The following is a 17,553-nucleotide window of genomic DNA, read 5'->3' on the forward strand; positions in this document are numbered from 1 at the left end:
ACAACCGCCTCCCTATTTCGTTATGATTTCCGCCTTTAGCCGCTGACGTCCGAATGCCTGCGCCTCAGTCACGCCCGCAACGTACAGATCGATATGTCCTTCCGTAATTGCGCCGCCTCGGTCTTCGCAAGTTCGGACGCCGATGCCCTCAATGTTTAGCCGAGTCCCAAACGCCATTGAAGGCGGACAGGCGATCGTATGGCCCGTTTTGGTACGTGCGCCGCTTGCCGTGATGCCGTAGTCGGGATGGCCGGCTGACTTACCGGTTGACTCGGCGCCGTTTGTGTACGCAGTCACTTCGTATGTTTGCGCTAGTTTTGTCGCCGCCTTCTTGCGCTTGACTGCGTGCTTCGGCGGCTTCTTAAGCGCCTTTACTTCGCTCTCTAACGTCTTGATGCGTTGATTGGCTCGCTGCAAGGCCGCTTGATCAGCCGTTAATATAGGCGCAGGCTTTTCCGTCGCTGGTTGCTGCGTACATAATAATCCGCACGCAAGCGTCATGGTCGTCATTATACCGATGCAGACACCCCCTCGAAGAATTGCGCAGTCCACGGTTCTACTTCGGTTACTTCTCGGCGTAAGGCTTCTGCTAGGTCGGCGATTTCCGCCTGCGCGCCGTTACCCTTCCGTCTTTTAGCGTAGAAGTCTAATAGAGCGCGCAGGTTAACCTTCATTACGATATTAGTGGACGCGCCTTGCGGTAAGACGGCTCTTGCATCTTCGGCTGGAACGCCCATTTCGCGAAGATCGTCGTAAACGTCTTGTAGATATTCCATCGCATTACTGAACGCAATTTGCGGAGAATAAGTTTCGGTAGTATGACCGTTCTCCGGATCGAAGAAATCGTTGTTATCCTCGTAAGTACTGTTCGCAACCTTTTCCGGCACGACGTAATCGAAACCGCCCGACCTATCATCGCTACCTAATCGTACATAACGCTGTGATTGGACGCTGAAACTAAAGCCGACACGGTGTCTCGTTAACTGCGCTAATAAGGCGCGGCTTACGCCCTCGATCGCGAAGTTGAACGTAATTCCTTCTAAAGTAGACGTATGTTTCGACGCAACAATCTGCCGAATAAGCCTATCCGCGTCTGAGCCGGAGTCGCCATCCGATGCGGCTGATCCGAAATACTTGGCGCCCTCTTTAATCGCAATTTCAGACGGCTTATTTGCGCTATAACAAGTACGGATGGCGGTCAGCGCGAGAATCTTTCCGTCAGGGGCTTCGGCAAGTTGTTCGGATGCCTTCCGTAATTTCTCTTTGAATTTCGCGCTCAATTGCGTGTGAAACATTAGCTCGACGTTCATTTTGGTTTCCGCCATCTATTCGTCCTCCTAAAATATCACTTGACTCCTATAGGATCCTATAGTAATCTATTAGTATCTTATAGAAATGGGTGATTAATAATGACAAAGAAATTCTTTCCGACTGATTGGGTAACGATTAAAGCTACTAGAGAAAATACAACTAAAACTATTGAATATAAAGCATCCGTAGGTATGGAAGAATGGAAGGATGGCGTTCATCAAAGAGTATATAAAGTACAAATGGTTATAGATGGTAAAATAAATGGAAGACAGGCACCTTCTTTTCCGTCAGATACTGACGATCTTGAAAGAGTATATGAAGCGCTTCTAGGATTGAAGAAGAAACACGGGGACGCTTAAACTCCGCTGCTCCCGAAGCCGCCCGAACCTCGCTCCGTATCTTCCAACGCATCCACAATCGTAAAGGTCGCTTGCTCTACCGGTTTAATGACCGCTTGGGCTATGCGATCTCCTTTGCGGATGATGTATCTTCCAATTCCACCCGTACTAAGTCGACGTCGATAATTACCGCCGCCCTGCGATATATTATCAACGATCACGCCGACCTCGCCCGCATATCCGCTATCTACCGTACCTAATTGAACGCGCAGTGGCGTCTTAAGCGTAATGCCTGAGCGCGGCCTGATCTGCATTTCGTAGCCTGAAGGAATCTCGAACGCGAGGCCCGTCGGTACTAATGCCGTCTCTCCCGGCTCGATAATGACGTCGGCCGCCGCGTATAAATCGAAGCAGGCGTCCGTCGAATGTGCGTATGTTGGCGTAGTTGCGTCGGCTGATAGCCGTTTAATATTTACGTTCATTTCGATTCCTCCTCCTCAACTTTTCCGTAAGAATAGGCCGAAATTTCACTTCGCTTAAAAACGAGGGTTCTTTTTGTCTTGGCACACTTTACTTCTGCGTAGTCACGTTCGTAGTACGTTACGTCGTCTTTAAACTCGTCTAGTTCGGAATCAGTTGCGTGCGCACAGTAATGAATACCGTTCTTAGTTTCGATATTTAACTTATTCATCTACTCGCCCTCCAATAGTTCGAAATCGACTGATTCCGAGTAATAGCCGTTAGATGATCCGAACCAACGAATAGTCACGTCGCCTTTGATGGTCGCGAACTTGTAAAAAGTCCACGTATATGATCCGTGATGATCTTCTTCCGGCGGCTCTTTTTCGTTAGTAACTTCCTCCGCCATCAATAACGGATGACCGATTAAGTCGGAAAGGTCCCCGCAAATATCGTTTATATGGACGTCTTCGCAACAGTTCTGATAGTGGTACATGCGGTACTCTTTTCCGCATTCTGTAACGAAAAATAATACGTCGTCTCCGTGCTGCGTAACCTCAACGAGGGTCTTACCAAGTAGGTCGGATACTTCTGCGTCGATAGCGCTCATCTACTCGCCCTCCTCCGCCTTCTTACCGTCCTCAAACGGTAGCGTCATTACGTATAGTAAGAACGGCGCACCTGCCGCCACGAACCACCAAAAGCCCGCTGCATGTGCATACCAAAAGGCCGGCACGATTGACGCCGCAATTAAAGCGCCTCGGTTAATCGTCTGTCGCATACGATCAGCTCCTTATTTTCGCTTTCACTTATACAGTCGCATGTGGGCGGCGGAAATCGGGACATTAATCGGCAGGAAAATAAAAATACCCGATTATCAGGCGCTTTTACTTCGTCCCCAATTAGACTCGCGGATGAGTTCGAAAGTCCAACCGTTGTAATCTGTGCGTTCACCACGAAGACATTTCTTAATGATCGGACGATGTAGCCCGTGTTTGGCTGCGAAGGGTCGTAGGCCGGAAACCGTAAATGATTCTCCGGAAGGCGACGTTGCTTTGAATAGTAGTTTTGTTGCCGAAACATCTCGATATTTTCTATTAATCTCTCTTGTCACGAAGCAGCACGTAGACGCTGAGTACACTCGTTTAGATTTACATAAATCGAACTGTTTTATGTCCTTATCTAACTCAAGTTTCCCTTGATCGAAAAGTTCCCTGTCGAACCCTTCAATGCCCGTAATATCATTCAAAAATAATTCGAAGGAATGCCAACGTTCACAGACGGAAACGCCAGCCCCTCCGTAGTTAGGATAGCCGCTGCTAGATTTGTCATAACAACGTTCTAATATACCCGCCCACACGCTATACTCGCGCTTATATCCAACCATCTTCGTATCTCCCAAATAACCAGTCCCGAAGACTGAACGCTGGAATCGGTCTTTTATTTTGCCTCGCTTTATCTCGACTTTTTCTACGTCTCTTTCGTAGCCAGTTTCAATAAAACGAATACGAAATACTGAAGTTCCGTTCTTTTTCCTCCCGACGAAACGCACAACTTGATACGATTGATCAGCATTGTTTTTGAAGAACCTACCGACTAACTCATCGCTAATCATCGAAAAAGAAGTCCTCGTCGCGAATTGCTTCAGCCGTAGCCTTTTTGTATCCGTTCCCTTTTAAACTAAACATATCAAAGGATTTCGTTTTCGTACTCAGTCCGTTAATCACGATCGGATTGACCGGTTCATCCGGAAAATGCGCATCAAATCCGAGGTTCATAAGCGCCTTATTCGCGTTGTACCTAACGAAAGCCTTAACATCGTGCGCCAAGCCGACCGCGCCGTAAACATCGTCCGTATATGCGACTTCGTTCTTGTACAGATCCGCTAATAACCCGACCGCCCATTCGTGTAGATCCGCCTTCGTAGCGTCCGTCTGCCGGTTATAAATTTCCTGCGCGAGCAAACCGACGTAAACGCCGTGGATCGCTTCATCACGAATGATAAGCCCGATAATCTCGCCGCTCTGCATCATGCGCCCCTGCCCGTAGAAATACAACGGGTAGTAAAAGCCGCTGTAGAATAGGAAACTTTCGAGGTACACCGAAGCCACCATCGCTTTATACAGCGAAATATCGTCGCCTTCCTTAATACCGCGATAAAGGTCAGTGATCAGCTTCGCTTTGCGCTGCAAATACCGGTTTTCTTTAACCCACTCGAAGACGGCCGTAATAGTTTCCGAAGGCGCCAACGTTAGAAAGATATTCGAATAGGACTTCGCATGGACTGCGTTCTCCATCATCGCCATGAAATTAAGGACGGCCTTGCGTTGGTGCCCGTCTACGTGCGCCATAATCGCAGGCATGCCGGTGTTGCCTTGCTCCGTATCTAATAAAGTCAGGCCGGCGAGCACTTTCATATACGTATCGCGTTCGGCCGGTTTGAGTTCGTGCCACGCGAGGAGGTCGCCATTTAGCGAAATCTCCTCTGGTAGCCAAAACTGCTTAACGTTCTGATCGTAGAACATCTGCGTGAATCCGTCGTCTTGTTGCGACCAGTTGGCCGCTGTGAATGTCGTCAATTATTCGTCCTCCATTTCGTCTTTATTCTCGCGATGATAGGCGAGCGCTAGATTCTTCATCCGATCTAAGTCCGCGATAAATTCGTCTAACATCTCCGCATCATAGAAACACTCCCCGTGATCTACGCTACACGAAATCTGACACGCTAAGTCCTCAACTTCACGTCTTATACTGCGCATGACAAGCACCCCTCCTGCCCCGTATCTTTAGTGCGCGCATAATAAAGCGTCTTGATTCCCTTGTGATGCGCGTATAGGTCAATCCGATTCAGATCACGCGTCGTCATCGTATCTTTTAAGAACAGCGTAAATGAGATACCTTGGTCGACGTGCTGCTGAATTGTTGCGATCATATCGACGACCTTAAACATATCCATGTCGTACGCTTCCTTGTAGAAGAACCAGTTTTGCGGCGATAATCCCGGCATTGGGTAGTACGTCTTCGAATTTCCGTAAGTTCGTTCCTCAATGCGCTCCATAATCGGCATGACCGAAGCCGTCGCCGACTGCACATACGAAATAGATCCGTTAGGCGCAATCGCAAGTCTATAGGCGTGGTAGAGTCCGTAGTCCTTAACACATTGCGCGAGATAGGACCAGTTCTGCTCATCCGGAAGCCAAATACGACTAAATAGCGATTTTACTTTATCCGTTTTTGGACGGTAATTTCCGTTAACGTACTTATTGAAGTAACTTCCGTCTGAGTACGAAGATCCCTCGTAGCCCTCGAACGTTGTTCCCGTCTTACGCGCTAATTCATTCGAACTCACTAACGTCCAAAAGTTAACAGTCGCGAAGAATACGTTGGCAAAGTCCCGCGCTTCTTCCGATTCATAGGCGATTCCGTTCTGCGCTAGATAGCCGTGCAGATTCATCGCGCCCAGCCCGATAGAACGCATCTCGCGGTTAGCCTTTGCGACGGCTGGCGCGTTTTTAATATTCGTAGATTCTGAGACAACCGTAAGCGCATCGACGGCCAATTTGACGGCGTTTTCGATTGAGCCACCCGCCATCACATTCGCGATATTGAGTGAGCCGAGGTTGCACGAAATGTCTAAGCCGATGTCGTCCGGTTCTCCATAGTCGGTGTACTGCGATACTTTACTGCTCTGAAGCACCTCAGAACAGAGATTAGAGAATTTAACGCGGCTGATATGATTCAACGCATGTTCACGGTTAACGTTGTCTTGAAACATCATGTACGGATATCCTGACTCGGAGCGCAGTACGGCCATTTTTTCGAGTAGCTGACGTGGGTTAATCCGTTCTTTACGCACCGCCGGATTATTTACGAGCTCATCGTACATTGCGCCAATATCCATCTCGTCAAGATGCGTGCCGTATGCTTTGTAGACCGTGTGCGGGTAGAAAACGTAAGCCGGACGATCTTCTCGCGCTAGTTCGATGAACTTATCGGGCACAACGACGCCAATCGATAACGTTTTGACTCGGACGTCTTCATCTGCCGAGATTTTTTTCGTATCTAGGAAATCGTTTATATCCGCGTGGAATACGTTTAGATACGCTGCGCCCGCACCTTGCCGCTGGCCCATCTGATCCGCATATCGGAACGCATTATCGAGCAGCTTCATTACGCCGACTACGCCTTTTGTCGCTCCGGCAACGTCCTTAATCGCCTCGCCTTTTGCGCGGATTTTTGAAAGATTAAGCGATACGCCTCCGCCTGACTTCGATAGCTGCATCGAAATGTCGATTGCGCGTGAAATATCGTTCAGCGAATCACCCACCTCAAGCAGAAAACACGACACCATCTCGCCTCTGCGTTTGCGTCCGGCATTCAAGAACGTAGGCGTCGCCGGCTGATATTCCTGGCGAATCATTAGTTTTGCGAATTCGATCGCTTTGGCGCCGTCTCCTTTTCCGAAATACAGCGCACAGCAAGCGATGCGGTCTTCGTAGCGTTCGAGGATCTTTTTGCGATCGTTCGTCTTCAGCGCGTAGTCGTTATAGAATTTGAATGCGCTCATGAACGAAGGGAATCGGAACTTTGCGGCATAGGCCGTTTTATAGACCGTTTTGATTTCCTCAAATGTATAGGCGTCTAGGAATTCCGTCTCGTAGTAATCGTTATCGCGTAGATAGTCGAGCTTCTCGCGTAAGTCGTGGAAAAATACGGTGTTTTGATTTACGTAGTCTATAAAATAAGCACGGACGGCCTCTTCGTCTTTTTCGAATTGAAACCGCCCGTCTTTTTGAATCATAATTTCGTTATTTAACTCGATGTGTCGCTTCAAAGCGCCTTCACCCTTTCCGTGAATAATCTAACGTCCTCTTCCGTCCCTGCTAATTCGAATTTTCCGATCACCGGCACGTTATAAAGCGTCGCAATAACGTCGGCAGCCGCGCCAAAGCCGTCGCCCCAATTGCGATTTCCCGACGCCATTACCCCGACCATCAAGTCGCCGTTATCCTTAAGCCATTCGCTGACCGTTGCGGGCGGTTGACCGAAGTCGTAAGTTGGCGTTACGAGTACGAACGGTTCCTCAACGACCTCGCCCGTCTTTAGTTCACGTGCCTGGCCGCCTAGTCCGGTCTTCGCGATGAATCGTCGCACGTTTCCCGTCAGCGAGTAGAAATATACGATCATATATTAGCTCCGGCTACGTGCGCTAGTAATACCGCAATCGGGATAAAAAGGAGTACGTAATAGAGTAAGCATCCCAAAATTTCATCGTAAGTCATCGGTGGTTTTTTCGCTAAAGCAAGAATCGCGAGGCAGAATAGCGCAATGTACGTAATCATTCGTCCTCACCTTCCGATTCATCTAGCGCGGAAAGTTCGGCTTCGAGTTCGATTAATACATCAAGTAAGCGACTTAATTCACGTTCTGAATCATCTAGTTCGTTTTTAACCGTTTCAACTCCGTCGTAAATTTCGAAAAGTTCCGTCTCTATTTCTTCTCTCGTCCTCATCTGCGTCCACCTCTCCGTTCAATTTCCGCTTCTAATTCCGCAATCCTAGCAGCCGTCCGGTCACGTTCGATTTCCGTCTCAATCCGTTTAGATTCGAGTCGACTTAGGCGGTACTCATGATCGATCAAATCGACTTCTAAGCGACGCTTCATATCGGTTAAATTTGCGATAGGCACTTTGTACATTTCCGCATACTCAGCCGCGCTAACTTTGTGTTTATCCGCCGCTTCAATCACGTCTCCATATCGTTCATTAACGACCTTTAACGTCTCTTTTGAATACGAGAAGAACGCGTTAGCAAACTCGGCTTCTTCAGGCGTAATGACCGCCGTTTTATCCGCTTCTTTTTGCCGCAACTGATTGACCAGCGCAACCGAAGCGTTTATCAGATTATCGTATGACTCCTGCGATATAGTAACGTTAGGCGTATCTTCCATCGTTATTTACCTCCGATCGTGTCGAGGATTTCTTTGATTGCGTAGTATTCCGGACTCAGCATTTTCATGACACCGATAGGTATCGTCACCATTCCGGTAATTAAAGTCGCGACGGTGACGACGATGATTACGATAAACAAACCTCCGTCACCCACATTCCGCAGCTTATAGTAAAACGACTCATCTTCACCCCACGCAGGCCGTTCTCCATTTGCGATGATTAAATATGTCAGGCGAACTAAAGCCGCAAATATCACGAACGAGGCAACGCCTACGGCCACGTTGACGATTCCGAAGACGTGTTGCTGCTTAACGAGCACCCCGTAAACATGTTCCGCCGCCACTCCGAGCTTTGCGGCTAATTTGTCGATGTAAGCCATCGCTTTATCCATTTGCGCCCGCCTCCTTTACCGTCATTATGTTTTCGTATTTAGATAAAAACGGAATACGGAAACCTATCGTCTTAAACTCGTAAGTCTTGCCGACTTCAATCTTCGCGTAGAGATCACTAGAATTAAACTTACGAGCAAACAGAGCGTCGGTATTTTCGAAAACTTTTTCGTTCCCTTCGTCGTCAATGCCGAAAATCAGATACTTAGAGGACTCTTTGGAATTCTTCGTTTCTTTTTCCGTCACCTTAATTTCGTACGAGTTCTTATTGGCGTAGGAAGCAATCGTATATACTGGCGCTACAATTACGACAAAAAACAGAACTAGCGCAATCCACACAACGACCCCGATATTTAGCAAACGGTCCATCTATTTCGCCCCTTTCGGTTTCTCAATTACACCCGCATCGATCAGCCACGCCAGCCCAATCGCAGCCGCATCCGATTCATCGAAGTTTGCGAAGGCGCCCTCGTAGCCTGTTAGCCGTCTTACGCCCGCCTCTACTTCGTCTTTTTCTGCGTTGCCCGATCCGGCGACTAACGACTTGACCCGCGTCGCAGATATGCCGAGGTCTTCCGTCTTCTTGCCCGGCTTCTTATATTTATCGAAGGTCAGCCCGAAGCGCGACGTCGCTCGTTCACACGCGTTCCATGCGCTGAGTACCGGATAATTCGACCGCGATGTCTTGCCGGCAAAGTCTTCGCGCACCACGTAATCAAAGCCGGACGCGCTTACGTGTTTGTCGAGAAACATCATCGCCCATCCTTCGATGACCTCGGCCCTGTGCGCATGTGACCGACTCGTATTCGGCTTGACGTGGCCTAGCGCCTTGATTGTCGGCTTACCTTTGCGGACTTCTATGATCGCGACGCCCGGACAGGTCATCGATGTGTCGAACGCAAGGCACCGGATAGGCTTGGAGGCGGTCATGCGGATTCTCCTTCTCGTACTCTTTCGATAAACGCAAGTGCTTCCGCGTACTGTTGCTTCGTGCTCGCGTACATGCCCGACCTACGTACTTGCGCTACTTTTTCGCGGATGGTCTGTAGTTCCTCGTCCTTCAGCGACTTAGCAATCGTCGTCTTATAGTTGTTGAACGTCCATGCTCCTAGATCAAGCGCTGGCGGCGTACCCGCATCGACCGCGTTTCGGATATCTACGAATCTATCAAGAATCGCGTCGATGTCGTGCGGTTTGATTTCGATGCCGAATGCTCGGATGTCCGGCGACTTCTCGAACTCGCCTTCCGGATACACCCACGATTTCTTGGACGCATTGACGTACAAAATAACGTAGTAATCGACGCCATACATCGGTCCGTAAGTCACGCATTGTGCTACGTGTTTTGCTTCCGGTTCACGCATCGAGTGTAGCGATGTCTTGGCTGCGGTCGTTTGCTTCGACTTGATTTCGAGGCCAACCCGTAAGATTTCGCCGTCTACCGTCACGTACCGCAGAATACCGTCGCAGGTCCCGTATAGATAAAACGTCTGCCCGCCGCGCTCGATCTTATGATTCCGTTTGGCGAAGTCCTCAAATACCGGCGTTCCGTCTTCGTTGCGTTCGAAGTCAAACGGACACACGCGACCGGTCTTTTTACCGAAGTGCTTCGCCATAAATAAGATATCTCGCTGGATCATATCGCCTATCGCCGTCCCTAGACGCGTCCATCGTCCTTGATATGGCGGCTTGGCTTCGACGTCCTTCTTCGCGTTCAATGCCTTGTGATATAGTTCGCGCGGACATGCGTTTGCTGCCGACGGTGAGAAATACGGGCGCTTCGGAAATACGTTTGGTGCTTCCGAATACCATCGGTGAATATCTGCGTCTAGTTGGTTATCCCACGTCTCAGGCAGCGAGTGCCATTCGTTAAGATACGATACAAGTTCATCCGCGATTGATTGCGCAAATGATGGCTCGGAAGAACCGTCGTTACTAAGTAATTGAGCCGCTAATTTTCGTTTGTCTGCCGTCAATTAATCACGTCCCTTCATATTGCGCTCGATGATAGAACCGATCTTTAACGACATCGCTTCGTTATCTCTTAGCGCCTGGTAAATACGCAACAGATCCGCTTTAGCTAGCGCAACCATCTGAACCTCCCAAACGATGGCGTGCTTGGGAACGAATTTCAACGGTCGGTCCGGCGCCTCCATAACTACGTTCGCAAATTCGTTATATTCCTCGGCTACTCGCGGCAAATACCTACGGAAAACTTCGATCGTTGCTTCTACGTCATTTAGCGCACGATGATGTCCGGCTAGTGAAATGCCGTTTCGTTTAGTAACGTCTTTTAAAGACGCCGATAATTCCGGTTCTACAAAGCGCGCCATAGCTCTCGTACAATAGAAGCGTTCCGGCTCGATGCCGCCGCGACTAATGAACGAAAGATCAAACGGTGCGTTCTGCGCAACAACGATAGCGTCTCCGATGAAGTTTTGTAATTCGTCCAGCGCGTCCCACTCTTCCGGGGAGTCTTCGAGGTCGGTCTCGGTGATCCCAGTTAAATTCGTAATGAATTCGGGTAGATCGCGACCTTCTTCTAATGCGACCATCGTATGAAAACGGCTTACTTCTTCGAATGCACATAGTCGCCCGCCAAGTCGAATTTTAATTGCTCCGATCTCGATAATCTGATCCTTTTTATGATCGAGTCCTGTCGTTTCTAAATCGAGCACTACGTATGTTTGTGGAATCATTAAACCGCCCCTTTTCCTTGCCAGCCTTCGCCGACAATCCGTTTTTGTTTTTCGTAATCTTCCACGTTCGGATAATCTCCGCGACTTACCTCACCGCTGAAAAACTCGTCGATCTTCAAACCCTCGCCCCATCTACGGCTTATCTCGATGTCCGTCTTATTCGGTATGTTTCCGAAAACATACGTATTGACCATTACATCCTCGAAGTCTTTTACGTCTTGCTGCGTAAGTGTATCCGGCACTAATAAAAGCGCCTCGTCATGAACAACGCACCATAAGCGCCATTCTCCCCGTCCTTCAGCCGTCTTTCTATCGCATAGCTCCTGAAGCGCAATCATGGTCGCCTTTGTTTGAATCGCGGCCGATCCTTGAACACGTGCATTCGTTGACTGCGTAAATACCGCCGAGTAGTGCCCTTTTGCACCTCGATCTTTTGCGTCAGGCAGGCGTCGCTTCCGCTGTAAATGATCCATCCAAACGAAGCCGTGTTTTTTCACGAACGCCTGGTTCGATTCGACCCATTCCTTTACGACCGGAAATCTCTCGAAGAAGCTGTCGAGGAACTTTTGCGCCTCATGCTTTTCTACGCCGATCGCGTCTTTTAACATGTTCGCACCGCCTCCGTAAGCAACCGCAAGCATAATTACCTTCGCCTGTTTACGATAGACTGAACCATCTCCGCATTCTTCGATTGGCTTGCCGAATACTTCTGCCGCGATAGATGCGTATAAATCGTCACCGCGGAAATAGTTATCGACCAACTTCGGATCTTGCGTAAAGTACGCTAGGCATCGGTATTCTTGTTGGCTCCAGTCACCGCCTAGTATTGCGTAGCCTTTAGGTGCCACGAATAACTTACGAGCTTTTTTCGGCTGATTCTGAAGGTTAACGCCTGTGCCGCCGGAACTGAACCGACCCGTCTTCGCTCCATTCGGATTGAAGTTCGTGTACAGCTTGCCGGTCTTTTGATCGATTAGCTCCGGCAATGCGTTGATATACGTTGAATACAACTTAAAGCTGTCTTTATATTCGAGTAGCTTCTTAACTACCGGATACTTTTTCGCGAGTGGTTTAAGTACCTTTTTCGCATCGGTTGACGCTAGTGATTCACCAGTCACCCGTTCAAGTGCCGGCTTTAACTGCGCCGGAGAATTTATGTTGACGTCGCCTAAAGCTGCGATTAATTCATCGTATAAACGGTCTAAGCCGTCCTTTAATTCGCGCCCATATTCCTCGGCGTATTCTAAATCAATATCGAAGCCGGTCGTCTCCATCTGCTGAACTACGCCAATCAACGGAACTTCTACTGTTTTGTAATAACACAGCACTTCCGGCATCTTTGCGAGGTATGCTCGTTGGAAATCCCGCAGTTTAAGCGTCACGTCACCGTCTTTAGCCGCATAGGAAAGCGCAATATCTAAGTCGTCTACTTCGTCAAAGCCAATCTTTCCGAATAAATCCCCGTAAGTGCTCGACTCGATGCGTAGGTACTTTGTAACGAGATTCTTTAGCGCAAATGACGGTTCGTTTTCGTTTAGAAGTCGCATAGCTTCCTGCGTATCCCACGTAAGTCCGCGCAGATTAATGCCTTCGCGATCAAGCATATGAATATCGAACTTAGCGTTGTGGGCGAGTTTGCCGACGGTCGGATCTTCGTAGTAAGGTCGTAGCGCTTCGTTTACTAGGTCTCGGCTCAATTGCGGTCGATCCGTTTTATGTCGCGTTGGAATATAAGCGTGTACGTCCGCTTTGATCGCCGTGATCACATGGCCGACAATATAATCGTTCCACACGTCTACGCCGGTCGTTTCTACGTCAAATACGATTTCTTCTTCGTTTTTGAGCAGCGCGACAAATTCTGCGAGCCGCTTTTCATCCGTTATTAACCAGTAATTATCTGGCGTCTCTTCGACCATCTTGCGCAGTTTTTCCTCGCGGGCCTGCGCTTGCACCGTTTTCCAAAGACGCAGCGCTTCCGCCTTGCTGAATTTCTTCGGCTTGCCCGCCTTATTAACGCAGTCAGAAGGATCGCGCGCCAAGCGTCCGTCCTCCATAGCCGCCTTGACTTCGTCTAATTTCTGCCGGTCCGAATCGCTAAGTTTGCTTGCGTAGATGCGACGCCATGCATCCTCGATTGGCTCGACGGCGTTGGCCGCTTGCTTACGTTTAGCAACTTCGGTCGCCGGCGCCGCTTTGCCCGCATTTACGTTTAGTTTTAACGGCTTGATTTCCACGTCGCGTCCTCCCTTCTTCGTTAAAAGTCGATAGTTTCCGTCCACTTCCGTCTATGATCCGTTTCATTTTCCGCATAAAACTCCGACCAGCAATCGCCGTCGCAACAATATACATCGTAAAGTGAGTCGTAAACGGCGGACTGGCCTTCGTTAATGGGCGCTTGGCAGTCGGCGCATTTAGCTGCGATCAAAACGTGCCTCGACCGGAGTGATTAGCGTTAGTTTTTCCGGATCTAAGCAGTAATTAAGGCGTGTTCCTCTGCTATTTGTCGCATCTACGCGGGTGTAGTTATTTTCGTTAGTAGCCTCGGTTACTTCTCCGATGCCTGAATTACCGAACCAAGCCTGGTCATCATACGCAACAATATCGCCGACTTTATACTCGTCAACTTTACGTCCGATCTTCGCCCATTTCGCTTCGATAGATCGTTTTGCTTCCGCTTCTTTGGCGGCTGCGACTTCGTCTTCGGTTGCGAGGACTAGCTCGGATTCACATGCCCAGAACCAGTCTCCGGTTCTACGGCCTGTAATAACGTCACATCTATAAGGAATATTACCGTGATCATCAGCCGAAATCTTAACGATATTTCCCGCATCACCGATAATACATCCGTCAACTACCTTCGCATAATCACCGACTTTTAGCCGTACGTGCTTCTTACGGAATAGCTCATACAACCCGGCCGTCCAACGATGATGATTACCGCAGTTCTCCATAACAATTACATCTCTATCAATAACCGAGATTACGGCGTAGAATCCGCCGGGAATTGCATGTTTATACGAATTACCTGGTAGACGAATAATATCGCCAACCTCCGCCTCCCCCTCAACGCGCTCATACTCCGCACCTTCATACGCAACTTTCGTAATTTCACCGTCCACCATATCGAGCGTCTTTACGCCTTTTAATGCCGCCATCGTTTCGTCCTCCTTTTATTGACCGTCCGACCCGTTTAGGTCAAACCGCCTCCGCTTCGTTTTCTAATGCCGCCAGGTATGCGCGGTCTAAGTTAAGTTTAAGTTCGTGCCATGCCCGGACGCCTTCGTTCTTACGCGGCATCCAATAGTCCGTAATATTTCGACATTCAAACATATACGCTTTAGTCTCGTTGTCTTCGATCAGCACGCCGATAAAATAATCCGTATCAGATTTCGTATAAGCCTGACCGGTGTTCTTCCGTCCGCTGACCGTTAAGCACCCGCGGCTGTCCCGACGGTCACGAATCGTCTTTACCTGGATACGTTTGATTGCGCCCGTGATCGGCTCGGCTGCGAGAATATCATACGGCTCTTCGGTTTCCGGCTTACTAACGCCTGACCAGCCGGCCGCCATTAAGGCAGCGCGTGCGATCAGTTCGGCGAATTTGCCGATCGTTTCTTCTTTGTGCGCCATCTATTCGTCCTCCTTCAGAGGCAGATAATTACGTAAAATACCGTCTGCATTATCCATTAATTCATGCGTTTTCGGAATATTCCCCGCAATTAGGTCGGCTACGCGGTTATAAGGGCCGCACGTTGCGATAGCCTCCTCCACATCGTCTTGTGCGCATTCATATAGTGAAGCGGAAATTACGATCAACTCCGCCAACGAAACTTCTACGGTGACCTTTTTCGATAAATCTAACGTCTGCGCTTCCGTTTTAATTTCTCGCATCTATGCGTCCTCCTTAAAATTCGAATTTTTCTTCGGCTGGTAGTTCTTCGTCTACTGCGCTGCCATCAAGCGATTCGCCGATCAACGCCAAGTTAAAGCCGGCCGCGACAAGGTTTTCGAGCATTTCCTTTTCGTCAGCTTCGTAAATTAAGCCGTCAAATAAAGCCATATCGAATTCTTTACCGTCTTGGTTCGCAAAATGCTTGCGTTCAGCTTCCGTCAAGTCTTCTTCCATATCGATAAGAGGCGTTAATGAAACGACTGTGTTCGTGCCTGAACCGGACTTCTCCAATTCAAACGCGATGCGACCGAGTTTCTTTTCCTGCTTTTTAATAACCGCATGAACCGTCGTAGCCTGCGTTTTAGAAAGGTCGACGATGATCGGTTGGCCTGTTTCAAGGTTAATAAAACCGAGCGCATATCGTTCTTTGACGCGATACTTGGCCGCCTCTTGCTTAGCTGCCTCTTCCGCTTTGGCGTCGCCTCGATCAGCCGCCGCTTTCTTTTGGTCTTGGTAATACTTCCACGCGCGATCCCATGACGTTAGATTCGACTCAGGAAAGCCGTTTTTGTTTAGCGTACTTGGATTAGCCGCTGAGAACGAATTTACTTTCTTATAGATTCCGTATGAAAAGAAGCGAATTAGATCGAAAGCACTCATAACGCGTACCTTATAAACCGTGCCCGTCTTGAAGCTCGCAAACTCGGCGCTATTACCTCCGCCGCCTCCTTCATTTGTTGCGTTCAATGCGTTTAGAGCGTCAGCTCCGCTAGTGTACTTTGTCATCCGATTACCTCCGTTAATTTGTTTTAGGGTTTGACCCTCGCAAAACACCGGTATCTGCGCCCGAGACGCCGCCAGCGCACGGCATAGCGACGCGACAGTTTTACTTAACGAACGCCCCGGTATTCTCCGAGCGTCGGCGGTCACTTGCCGCCTTTATGCCGTCTTTCTTCGCGCACAATCGACCAATACATGCCGCCGATAATAAAGGCCGAGATGCTACCGACGAATGCGAAGTACATTAGGAAGTCGTCAAACATACGCGGCAACTCCTCTCGCATAGCGTGTTACCTTGCGCTTGATTTCGAGCGATTCGGTAGGCAGTTCGTTGAAGCGCATCTGAACGGCGTTAATTCGAGCTTGTAGCGCCATTCTTTTGGCTTTCGATCGCGTACGTTTGAGTTCTTCGTCTAGCCAGCGTATTTCTTCGTCTAATTCAGCCGAAAATGATTCGTATTGACTAATCGTTTCAGTTGCGTTCTTTTGTACGATATTATAGGCGTCAATAAGTAAATGCTTGGCTTTTGATCCGGCATTATCTTTTTCCTTATAAACGGTAATAACGACGTTTGAATCTACCGCAAAATGAAAAACTACGCCTTTACTCGCGTACATACGAGCCTCTTTTCCGGATTCATCTACGGTAATTCCAAGATACCGAGCGTGTTCCATCTTCTGCGCGATCCAATTGCATGCGACGTGTTGGTTATCGATGCCAAACCGTTCTCTAAATCGCTTCTTTGCGTGGTGGGTTATGGTTATTTCGGAAGGTTTCATCCGACGCGCACCGCCTTAATGGTCGCAGGACGATAAAAGTCAGCCGGATCATCTTCGCGGTTCAATGAACCTTCGTATTGTAATTCCGTTAATTTTTGGATATTGATTGCGGGTGGGAAATCGTTTGTAGGTTGTTTCATAGTACGTTAGTCTCCTTTTTGATTAGGTTAAACGTACTAGACGAAGGGTTGTTCGCATGGTGTTCGCTTGAAATTCGATTCTCAATCGATTATCATTAAAATACGTAGCGAAGCCCTCGTGCCTAGATACGTGGTTATGCTGTTAGTTCGCGCTGGCAGTGTAAACGGAAACGACGGATGAACTTGCGATGTGCTTCGAAATTTCCTCCAATACGTTGCGTCAACAACGTGGAGATTTCGGCCATATTCGTACATCCTTCGCTCCAACACTTGAGTATTAATTCTTTGCGGAGATCGCCTTGCGTCAACAGGGCGGTCTTTTCTTTTAACAAAACTTCGCCTTCGACGTCCGTCAAAACGTCTTGAGGCTCCCACGAGACATTACCGTCATCTCGCATTCCTTCTATTGATAGTGCCACTTCTTTTCGTGATGCCTTCAGGTACTTATTTCGTTCCCTTACGATAATGCGCTGAATTAGCGCTTTTTTATCGCGGCCATTTCCTTCGTACCGTTCCAGCCAGTAGCCTATTGAGTTTAAGCAACGCTGCTCGAACGATGTTTGGTCGGGAACTAAGTGTGCGATTCGTTGCGATTCTCTTTGTACATACGGAATCGCTCCGTAATCTGCGGCTAATTGAAGTCTATTAAATTTTTGTTTATTCAAGTGTTTTTCTCCTCCCGTCCCTTACACTTATACAGTCGCATATGGTCTGTTAGAATCGGGACATTTGATTTAAAGTTTTTTATAATTTTTCTTCCATGTCCATATAGTACCAAAAGCAACTATGTAATATTTGAAAGTTGAAAAACTAAA

27 protein-coding genes are annotated in these 17,553 nt (G+C 48.5%); 1 reads left to right on the forward strand and 26 read right to left on the reverse strand.

Annotated features, from left to right (window positions below; translation table 11 throughout):
• Positions 1 to 12: 12 nt before the first annotated feature.
• Positions 13 to 510, reverse strand: coding sequence for a 3D domain-containing protein (locus N521_RS02140; protein ID WP_051632359.1), 498 nt, complete (start codon positions 508 to 510; stop codon positions 13 to 15).
• A complete protein-coding gene (gene thyX / locus N521_RS02145) occupies positions 510 to 1,325 on the reverse strand; it encodes an FAD-dependent thymidylate synthase (RefSeq protein ID WP_081832165.1) in 816 nt (271 codons plus the stop codon). The genes N521_RS02140 and thyX overlap by 1 nt, the downstream gene beginning before the upstream one ends.
• 84 nt (positions 1,326 to 1,409) lie before the next feature.
• Between thyX and N521_RS02150 the strand changes: the two genes are divergently transcribed.
• The gene (locus N521_RS02150) at positions 1,410 to 1,670 is read left to right on the forward strand and encodes a hypothetical protein (protein WP_035389540.1); all 261 of its coding nucleotides are present in this window, start codon (positions 1,410 to 1,412) and stop codon (positions 1,668 to 1,670) included.
• On the opposite strand, the gene dut is transcribed toward N521_RS02150, so the two are convergent.
• From dut to N521_RS02255, 24 genes are all read right to left on the reverse strand, one after another.
• Positions 1,667 to 2,131, reverse strand: a complete 465-nt coding sequence (dut, locus tag N521_RS02155) for a dUTP diphosphatase (RefSeq protein WP_035389542.1) — start codon at positions 2,129 to 2,131, stop codon at positions 1,667 to 1,669. The genes N521_RS02150 and dut overlap by 4 nt on opposite strands.
• Positions 2,128 to 2,340, reverse strand: a complete 213-nt coding sequence (locus tag N521_RS02160; protein ID WP_035389544.1) for a hypothetical protein — start codon at positions 2,338 to 2,340, stop codon at positions 2,128 to 2,130. The genes dut and N521_RS02160 overlap by 4 nt, the downstream gene beginning before the upstream one ends.
• On the reverse strand, positions 2,341 to 2,718 hold the full coding sequence (locus N521_RS02165; protein WP_035389546.1) for a DUF7448 domain-containing protein: 378 nt from the start codon (positions 2,716 to 2,718) through the stop codon (positions 2,341 to 2,343). It lies immediately after the preceding gene.
• A gap of 267 nt (positions 2,719 to 2,985) precedes the next feature.
• Entirely contained in the window at positions 2,986 to 3,723 is a 738-nt protein-coding gene (locus tag N521_RS02170) for a hypothetical protein (RefSeq protein WP_035389548.1), read from the reverse strand.
• Positions 3,716 to 4,687: a class 1b ribonucleoside-diphosphate reductase subunit beta gene (gene nrdF, locus N521_RS02175; RefSeq protein ID WP_035389550.1), complete on the reverse strand. Its 972-nt coding sequence runs from the start codon at positions 4,685 to 4,687 to the stop codon at positions 3,716 to 3,718. The genes N521_RS02170 and nrdF overlap by 8 nt, the downstream gene beginning before the upstream one ends.
• Positions 4,688 to 4,867, reverse strand: a complete 180-nt coding sequence (locus N521_RS02180) for a hypothetical protein (protein ID WP_035389552.1) — start codon at positions 4,865 to 4,867, stop codon at positions 4,688 to 4,690.
• Positions 4,855 to 6,909, reverse strand: coding sequence for a class 1b ribonucleoside-diphosphate reductase subunit alpha (gene nrdE, locus N521_RS02185; RefSeq protein ID WP_051632368.1), 2,055 nt, complete (start codon positions 6,907 to 6,909; stop codon positions 4,855 to 4,857). Before nrdE ends, N521_RS02180 begins: the two co-directional genes overlap by 13 nt.
• A 29-nt stretch (positions 6,910 to 6,938) precedes the next feature.
• Positions 6,939 to 7,295 carry a class Ib ribonucleoside-diphosphate reductase assembly flavoprotein NrdI gene (nrdI, locus tag N521_RS02190; RefSeq protein WP_035389556.1) on the reverse strand — a complete coding sequence of 119 codons (357 nt, stop codon included), beginning with the start codon at positions 7,293 to 7,295 and terminating at the stop codon, positions 6,939 to 6,941.
• On the reverse strand, positions 7,292 to 7,450 hold the full coding sequence (locus N521_RS19530; RefSeq protein ID WP_155924085.1) for a hypothetical protein: 159 nt from the start codon (positions 7,448 to 7,450) through the stop codon (positions 7,292 to 7,294). The genes nrdI and N521_RS19530 overlap by 4 nt, the downstream gene beginning before the upstream one ends.
• The gene (locus tag N521_RS19535) at positions 7,447 to 7,620 is read right to left on the reverse strand and encodes a hypothetical protein (protein WP_155924086.1); all 174 of its coding nucleotides are present in this window, start codon (positions 7,618 to 7,620) and stop codon (positions 7,447 to 7,449) included. Before N521_RS19535 ends, N521_RS19530 begins: the two co-directional genes overlap by 4 nt.
• Positions 7,617 to 7,976 (reverse strand): hypothetical protein, encoded by a 360-nt coding sequence (locus tag N521_RS02195; RefSeq protein WP_155924087.1) that lies wholly within the window; start codon positions 7,974 to 7,976, stop codon positions 7,617 to 7,619. The genes N521_RS19535 and N521_RS02195 overlap by 4 nt, the downstream gene beginning before the upstream one ends.
• Before the next feature lie 83 nt (positions 7,977 to 8,059).
• Positions 8,060 to 8,449, reverse strand: coding sequence for a hypothetical protein (locus N521_RS02200; RefSeq protein WP_035389560.1), 390 nt, complete (start codon positions 8,447 to 8,449; stop codon positions 8,060 to 8,062).
• Positions 8,442 to 8,816: a hypothetical protein gene (locus N521_RS02205; protein WP_035389562.1), complete on the reverse strand. Its 375-nt coding sequence runs from the start codon at positions 8,814 to 8,816 to the stop codon at positions 8,442 to 8,444. Before N521_RS02205 ends, N521_RS02200 begins: the two co-directional genes overlap by 8 nt.
• Positions 8,817 to 9,377 (reverse strand): RuvC family protein, encoded by a 561-nt coding sequence (locus N521_RS02210; RefSeq protein WP_035389564.1) that lies wholly within the window; start codon positions 9,375 to 9,377, stop codon positions 8,817 to 8,819.
• Entirely contained in the window at positions 9,374 to 10,423 is a 1,050-nt protein-coding gene (locus N521_RS02215; protein ID WP_035389566.1) for a hypothetical protein, read from the reverse strand. Before N521_RS02215 ends, N521_RS02210 begins: the two co-directional genes overlap by 4 nt.
• Entirely contained in the window at positions 10,424 to 11,146 is a 723-nt protein-coding gene (locus N521_RS02220) for a 3'-5' exonuclease (protein WP_035389568.1), read from the reverse strand.
• Entirely contained in the window at positions 11,146 to 13,380 is a 2,235-nt protein-coding gene (locus N521_RS02225) for a DNA polymerase (protein ID WP_035389570.1), read from the reverse strand. The genes N521_RS02220 and N521_RS02225 overlap by 1 nt, the downstream gene beginning before the upstream one ends.
• Positions 13,381 to 13,557: 177 nt before the next feature.
• Entirely contained in the window at positions 13,558 to 14,301 is a 744-nt protein-coding gene (locus N521_RS02230; RefSeq protein WP_035389572.1) for a hypothetical protein, read from the reverse strand.
• 40 nt (positions 14,302 to 14,341) lie between these two features.
• Positions 14,342 to 14,776 (reverse strand): group I intron-associated PD-(D/E)XK endonuclease, encoded by a 435-nt coding sequence (locus tag N521_RS02235; RefSeq protein WP_035389574.1) that lies wholly within the window; start codon positions 14,774 to 14,776, stop codon positions 14,342 to 14,344.
• Positions 14,777 to 15,037: a hypothetical protein gene (locus N521_RS02240; protein WP_035389576.1), complete on the reverse strand. Its 261-nt coding sequence runs from the start codon at positions 15,035 to 15,037 to the stop codon at positions 14,777 to 14,779.
• Positions 15,038 to 15,050: 13 nt separating this feature from the next.
• Positions 15,051 to 15,698, reverse strand: a complete 648-nt coding sequence (locus tag N521_RS02245; protein WP_231493280.1) for a hypothetical protein — start codon at positions 15,696 to 15,698, stop codon at positions 15,051 to 15,053.
• A 375-nt stretch (positions 15,699 to 16,073) separates the two neighbouring features.
• Positions 16,074 to 16,598, reverse strand: coding sequence for a hypothetical protein (locus N521_RS02250; protein WP_035389580.1), 525 nt, complete (start codon positions 16,596 to 16,598; stop codon positions 16,074 to 16,076).
• Positions 16,595 to 16,738, reverse strand: a complete 144-nt coding sequence (locus N521_RS19620; RefSeq protein ID WP_197025608.1) for a hypothetical protein — start codon at positions 16,736 to 16,738, stop codon at positions 16,595 to 16,597. The genes N521_RS02250 and N521_RS19620 overlap by 4 nt, the downstream gene beginning before the upstream one ends.
• Before the next feature lie 134 nt (positions 16,739 to 16,872).
• Complete coding sequence (locus N521_RS02255) at positions 16,873 to 17,403, reverse strand: hypothetical protein (RefSeq protein ID WP_035389581.1); 531 nt, start codon at positions 17,401 to 17,403, stop codon at positions 16,873 to 16,875.
• Positions 17,404 to 17,553 lie beyond the last annotated feature (150 nt).

The organism is Bacillus sp. UNC125MFCrub1.1, assembly GCF_000701305.1.
GTDB classification, from domain to species: Bacteria; Bacillota; Bacilli; order Bacillales; family Bacillaceae; genus Bacillus; species Bacillus altitudinis.

Excerpts from the sequence above, each read along its gene's own strand:
- N521_RS02230 (WP_035389572.1), bottom strand. The coding sequence starts at position 14,301 with ATGGCGGCATTAAAAGGCGTAAAGACGCTCGATATGGTGGACGGTGAA.
- N521_RS02210 (WP_035389564.1), bottom strand. The coding sequence starts at position 9,377 with ATGACCGCCTCCAAGCCTATCCGGTGCCTTGCGTTCGACACATCGATG.
- N521_RS19530 (WP_155924085.1), bottom strand. The coding sequence starts at position 7,450 with ATGATTACGTACATTGCGCTATTCTGCCTCGCGATTCTTGCTTTAGCG.
- N521_RS02140 (WP_051632359.1), bottom strand. The coding sequence starts at position 510 with ATGACGACCATGACGCTTGCGTGCGGATTATTATGTACGCAGCAACCA.
- thyX (WP_081832165.1), bottom strand. The coding sequence starts at position 1,325 with ATGGCGGAAACCAAAATGAACGTCGAGCTAATGTTTCACACGCAATTG.
- N521_RS19535 (WP_155924086.1), bottom strand. The coding sequence starts at position 7,620 with ATGAGGACGAGAGAAGAAATAGAGACGGAACTTTTCGAAATTTACGAC.
- N521_RS02180 (WP_035389552.1), bottom strand. The coding sequence starts at position 4,867 with ATGCGCAGTATAAGACGTGAAGTTGAGGACTTAGCGTGTCAGATTTCG.
- N521_RS02240 (WP_035389576.1), bottom strand. The coding sequence starts at position 15,037 with ATGCGAGAAATTAAAACGGAAGCGCAGACGTTAGATTTATCGAAAAAG.
- N521_RS02170 (WP_035389548.1), bottom strand. The coding sequence starts at position 3,723 with ATGATTAGCGATGAGTTAGTCGGTAGGTTCTTCAAAAACAATGCTGAT.
- N521_RS02205 (WP_035389562.1), bottom strand. The coding sequence starts at position 8,816 with ATGGACCGTTTGCTAAATATCGGGGTCGTTGTGTGGATTGCGCTAGTT.
- nrdI (WP_035389556.1), bottom strand. The coding sequence starts at position 7,295 with ATGATCGTATATTTCTACTCGCTGACGGGAAACGTGCGACGATTCATC.
- N521_RS02165 (WP_035389546.1), bottom strand. The coding sequence starts at position 2,718 with ATGAGCGCTATCGACGCAGAAGTATCCGACCTACTTGGTAAGACCCTC.
- N521_RS02245 (WP_231493280.1), bottom strand. The coding sequence starts at position 15,698 with ATGAGTGCTTTCGATCTAATTCGCTTCTTTTCATACGGAATCTATAAG.
- dut (WP_035389542.1), bottom strand. The coding sequence starts at position 2,131 with ATGAACGTAAATATTAAACGGCTATCAGCCGACGCAACTACGCCAACA.
- N521_RS02150 (WP_035389540.1), top strand. The coding sequence starts at position 1,410 with ATGACAAAGAAATTCTTTCCGACTGATTGGGTAACGATTAAAGCTACT.
- N521_RS02200 (WP_035389560.1), bottom strand. The coding sequence starts at position 8,449 with ATGGATAAAGCGATGGCTTACATCGACAAATTAGCCGCAAAGCTCGGA.
- N521_RS19620 (WP_197025608.1), bottom strand. The coding sequence starts at position 16,738 with ATGAAACAACCTACAAACGATTTCCCACCCGCAATCAATATCCAAAAA.
- N521_RS02235 (WP_035389574.1), bottom strand. The coding sequence starts at position 14,776 with ATGGCGCACAAAGAAGAAACGATCGGCAAATTCGCCGAACTGATCGCA.
- N521_RS02160 (WP_035389544.1), bottom strand. The coding sequence starts at position 2,340 with ATGAATAAGTTAAATATCGAAACTAAGAACGGTATTCATTACTGTGCG.
- N521_RS02250 (WP_035389580.1), bottom strand. The coding sequence starts at position 16,598 with ATGAAACCTTCCGAAATAACCATAACCCACCACGCAAAGAAGCGATTT.
- nrdE (WP_051632368.1), bottom strand. The coding sequence starts at position 6,909 with ATGATTCAAAAAGACGGGCGGTTTCAATTCGAAAAAGACGAAGAGGCC.
- N521_RS02220 (WP_035389568.1), bottom strand. The coding sequence starts at position 11,146 with ATGATTCCACAAACATACGTAGTGCTCGATTTAGAAACGACAGGACTC.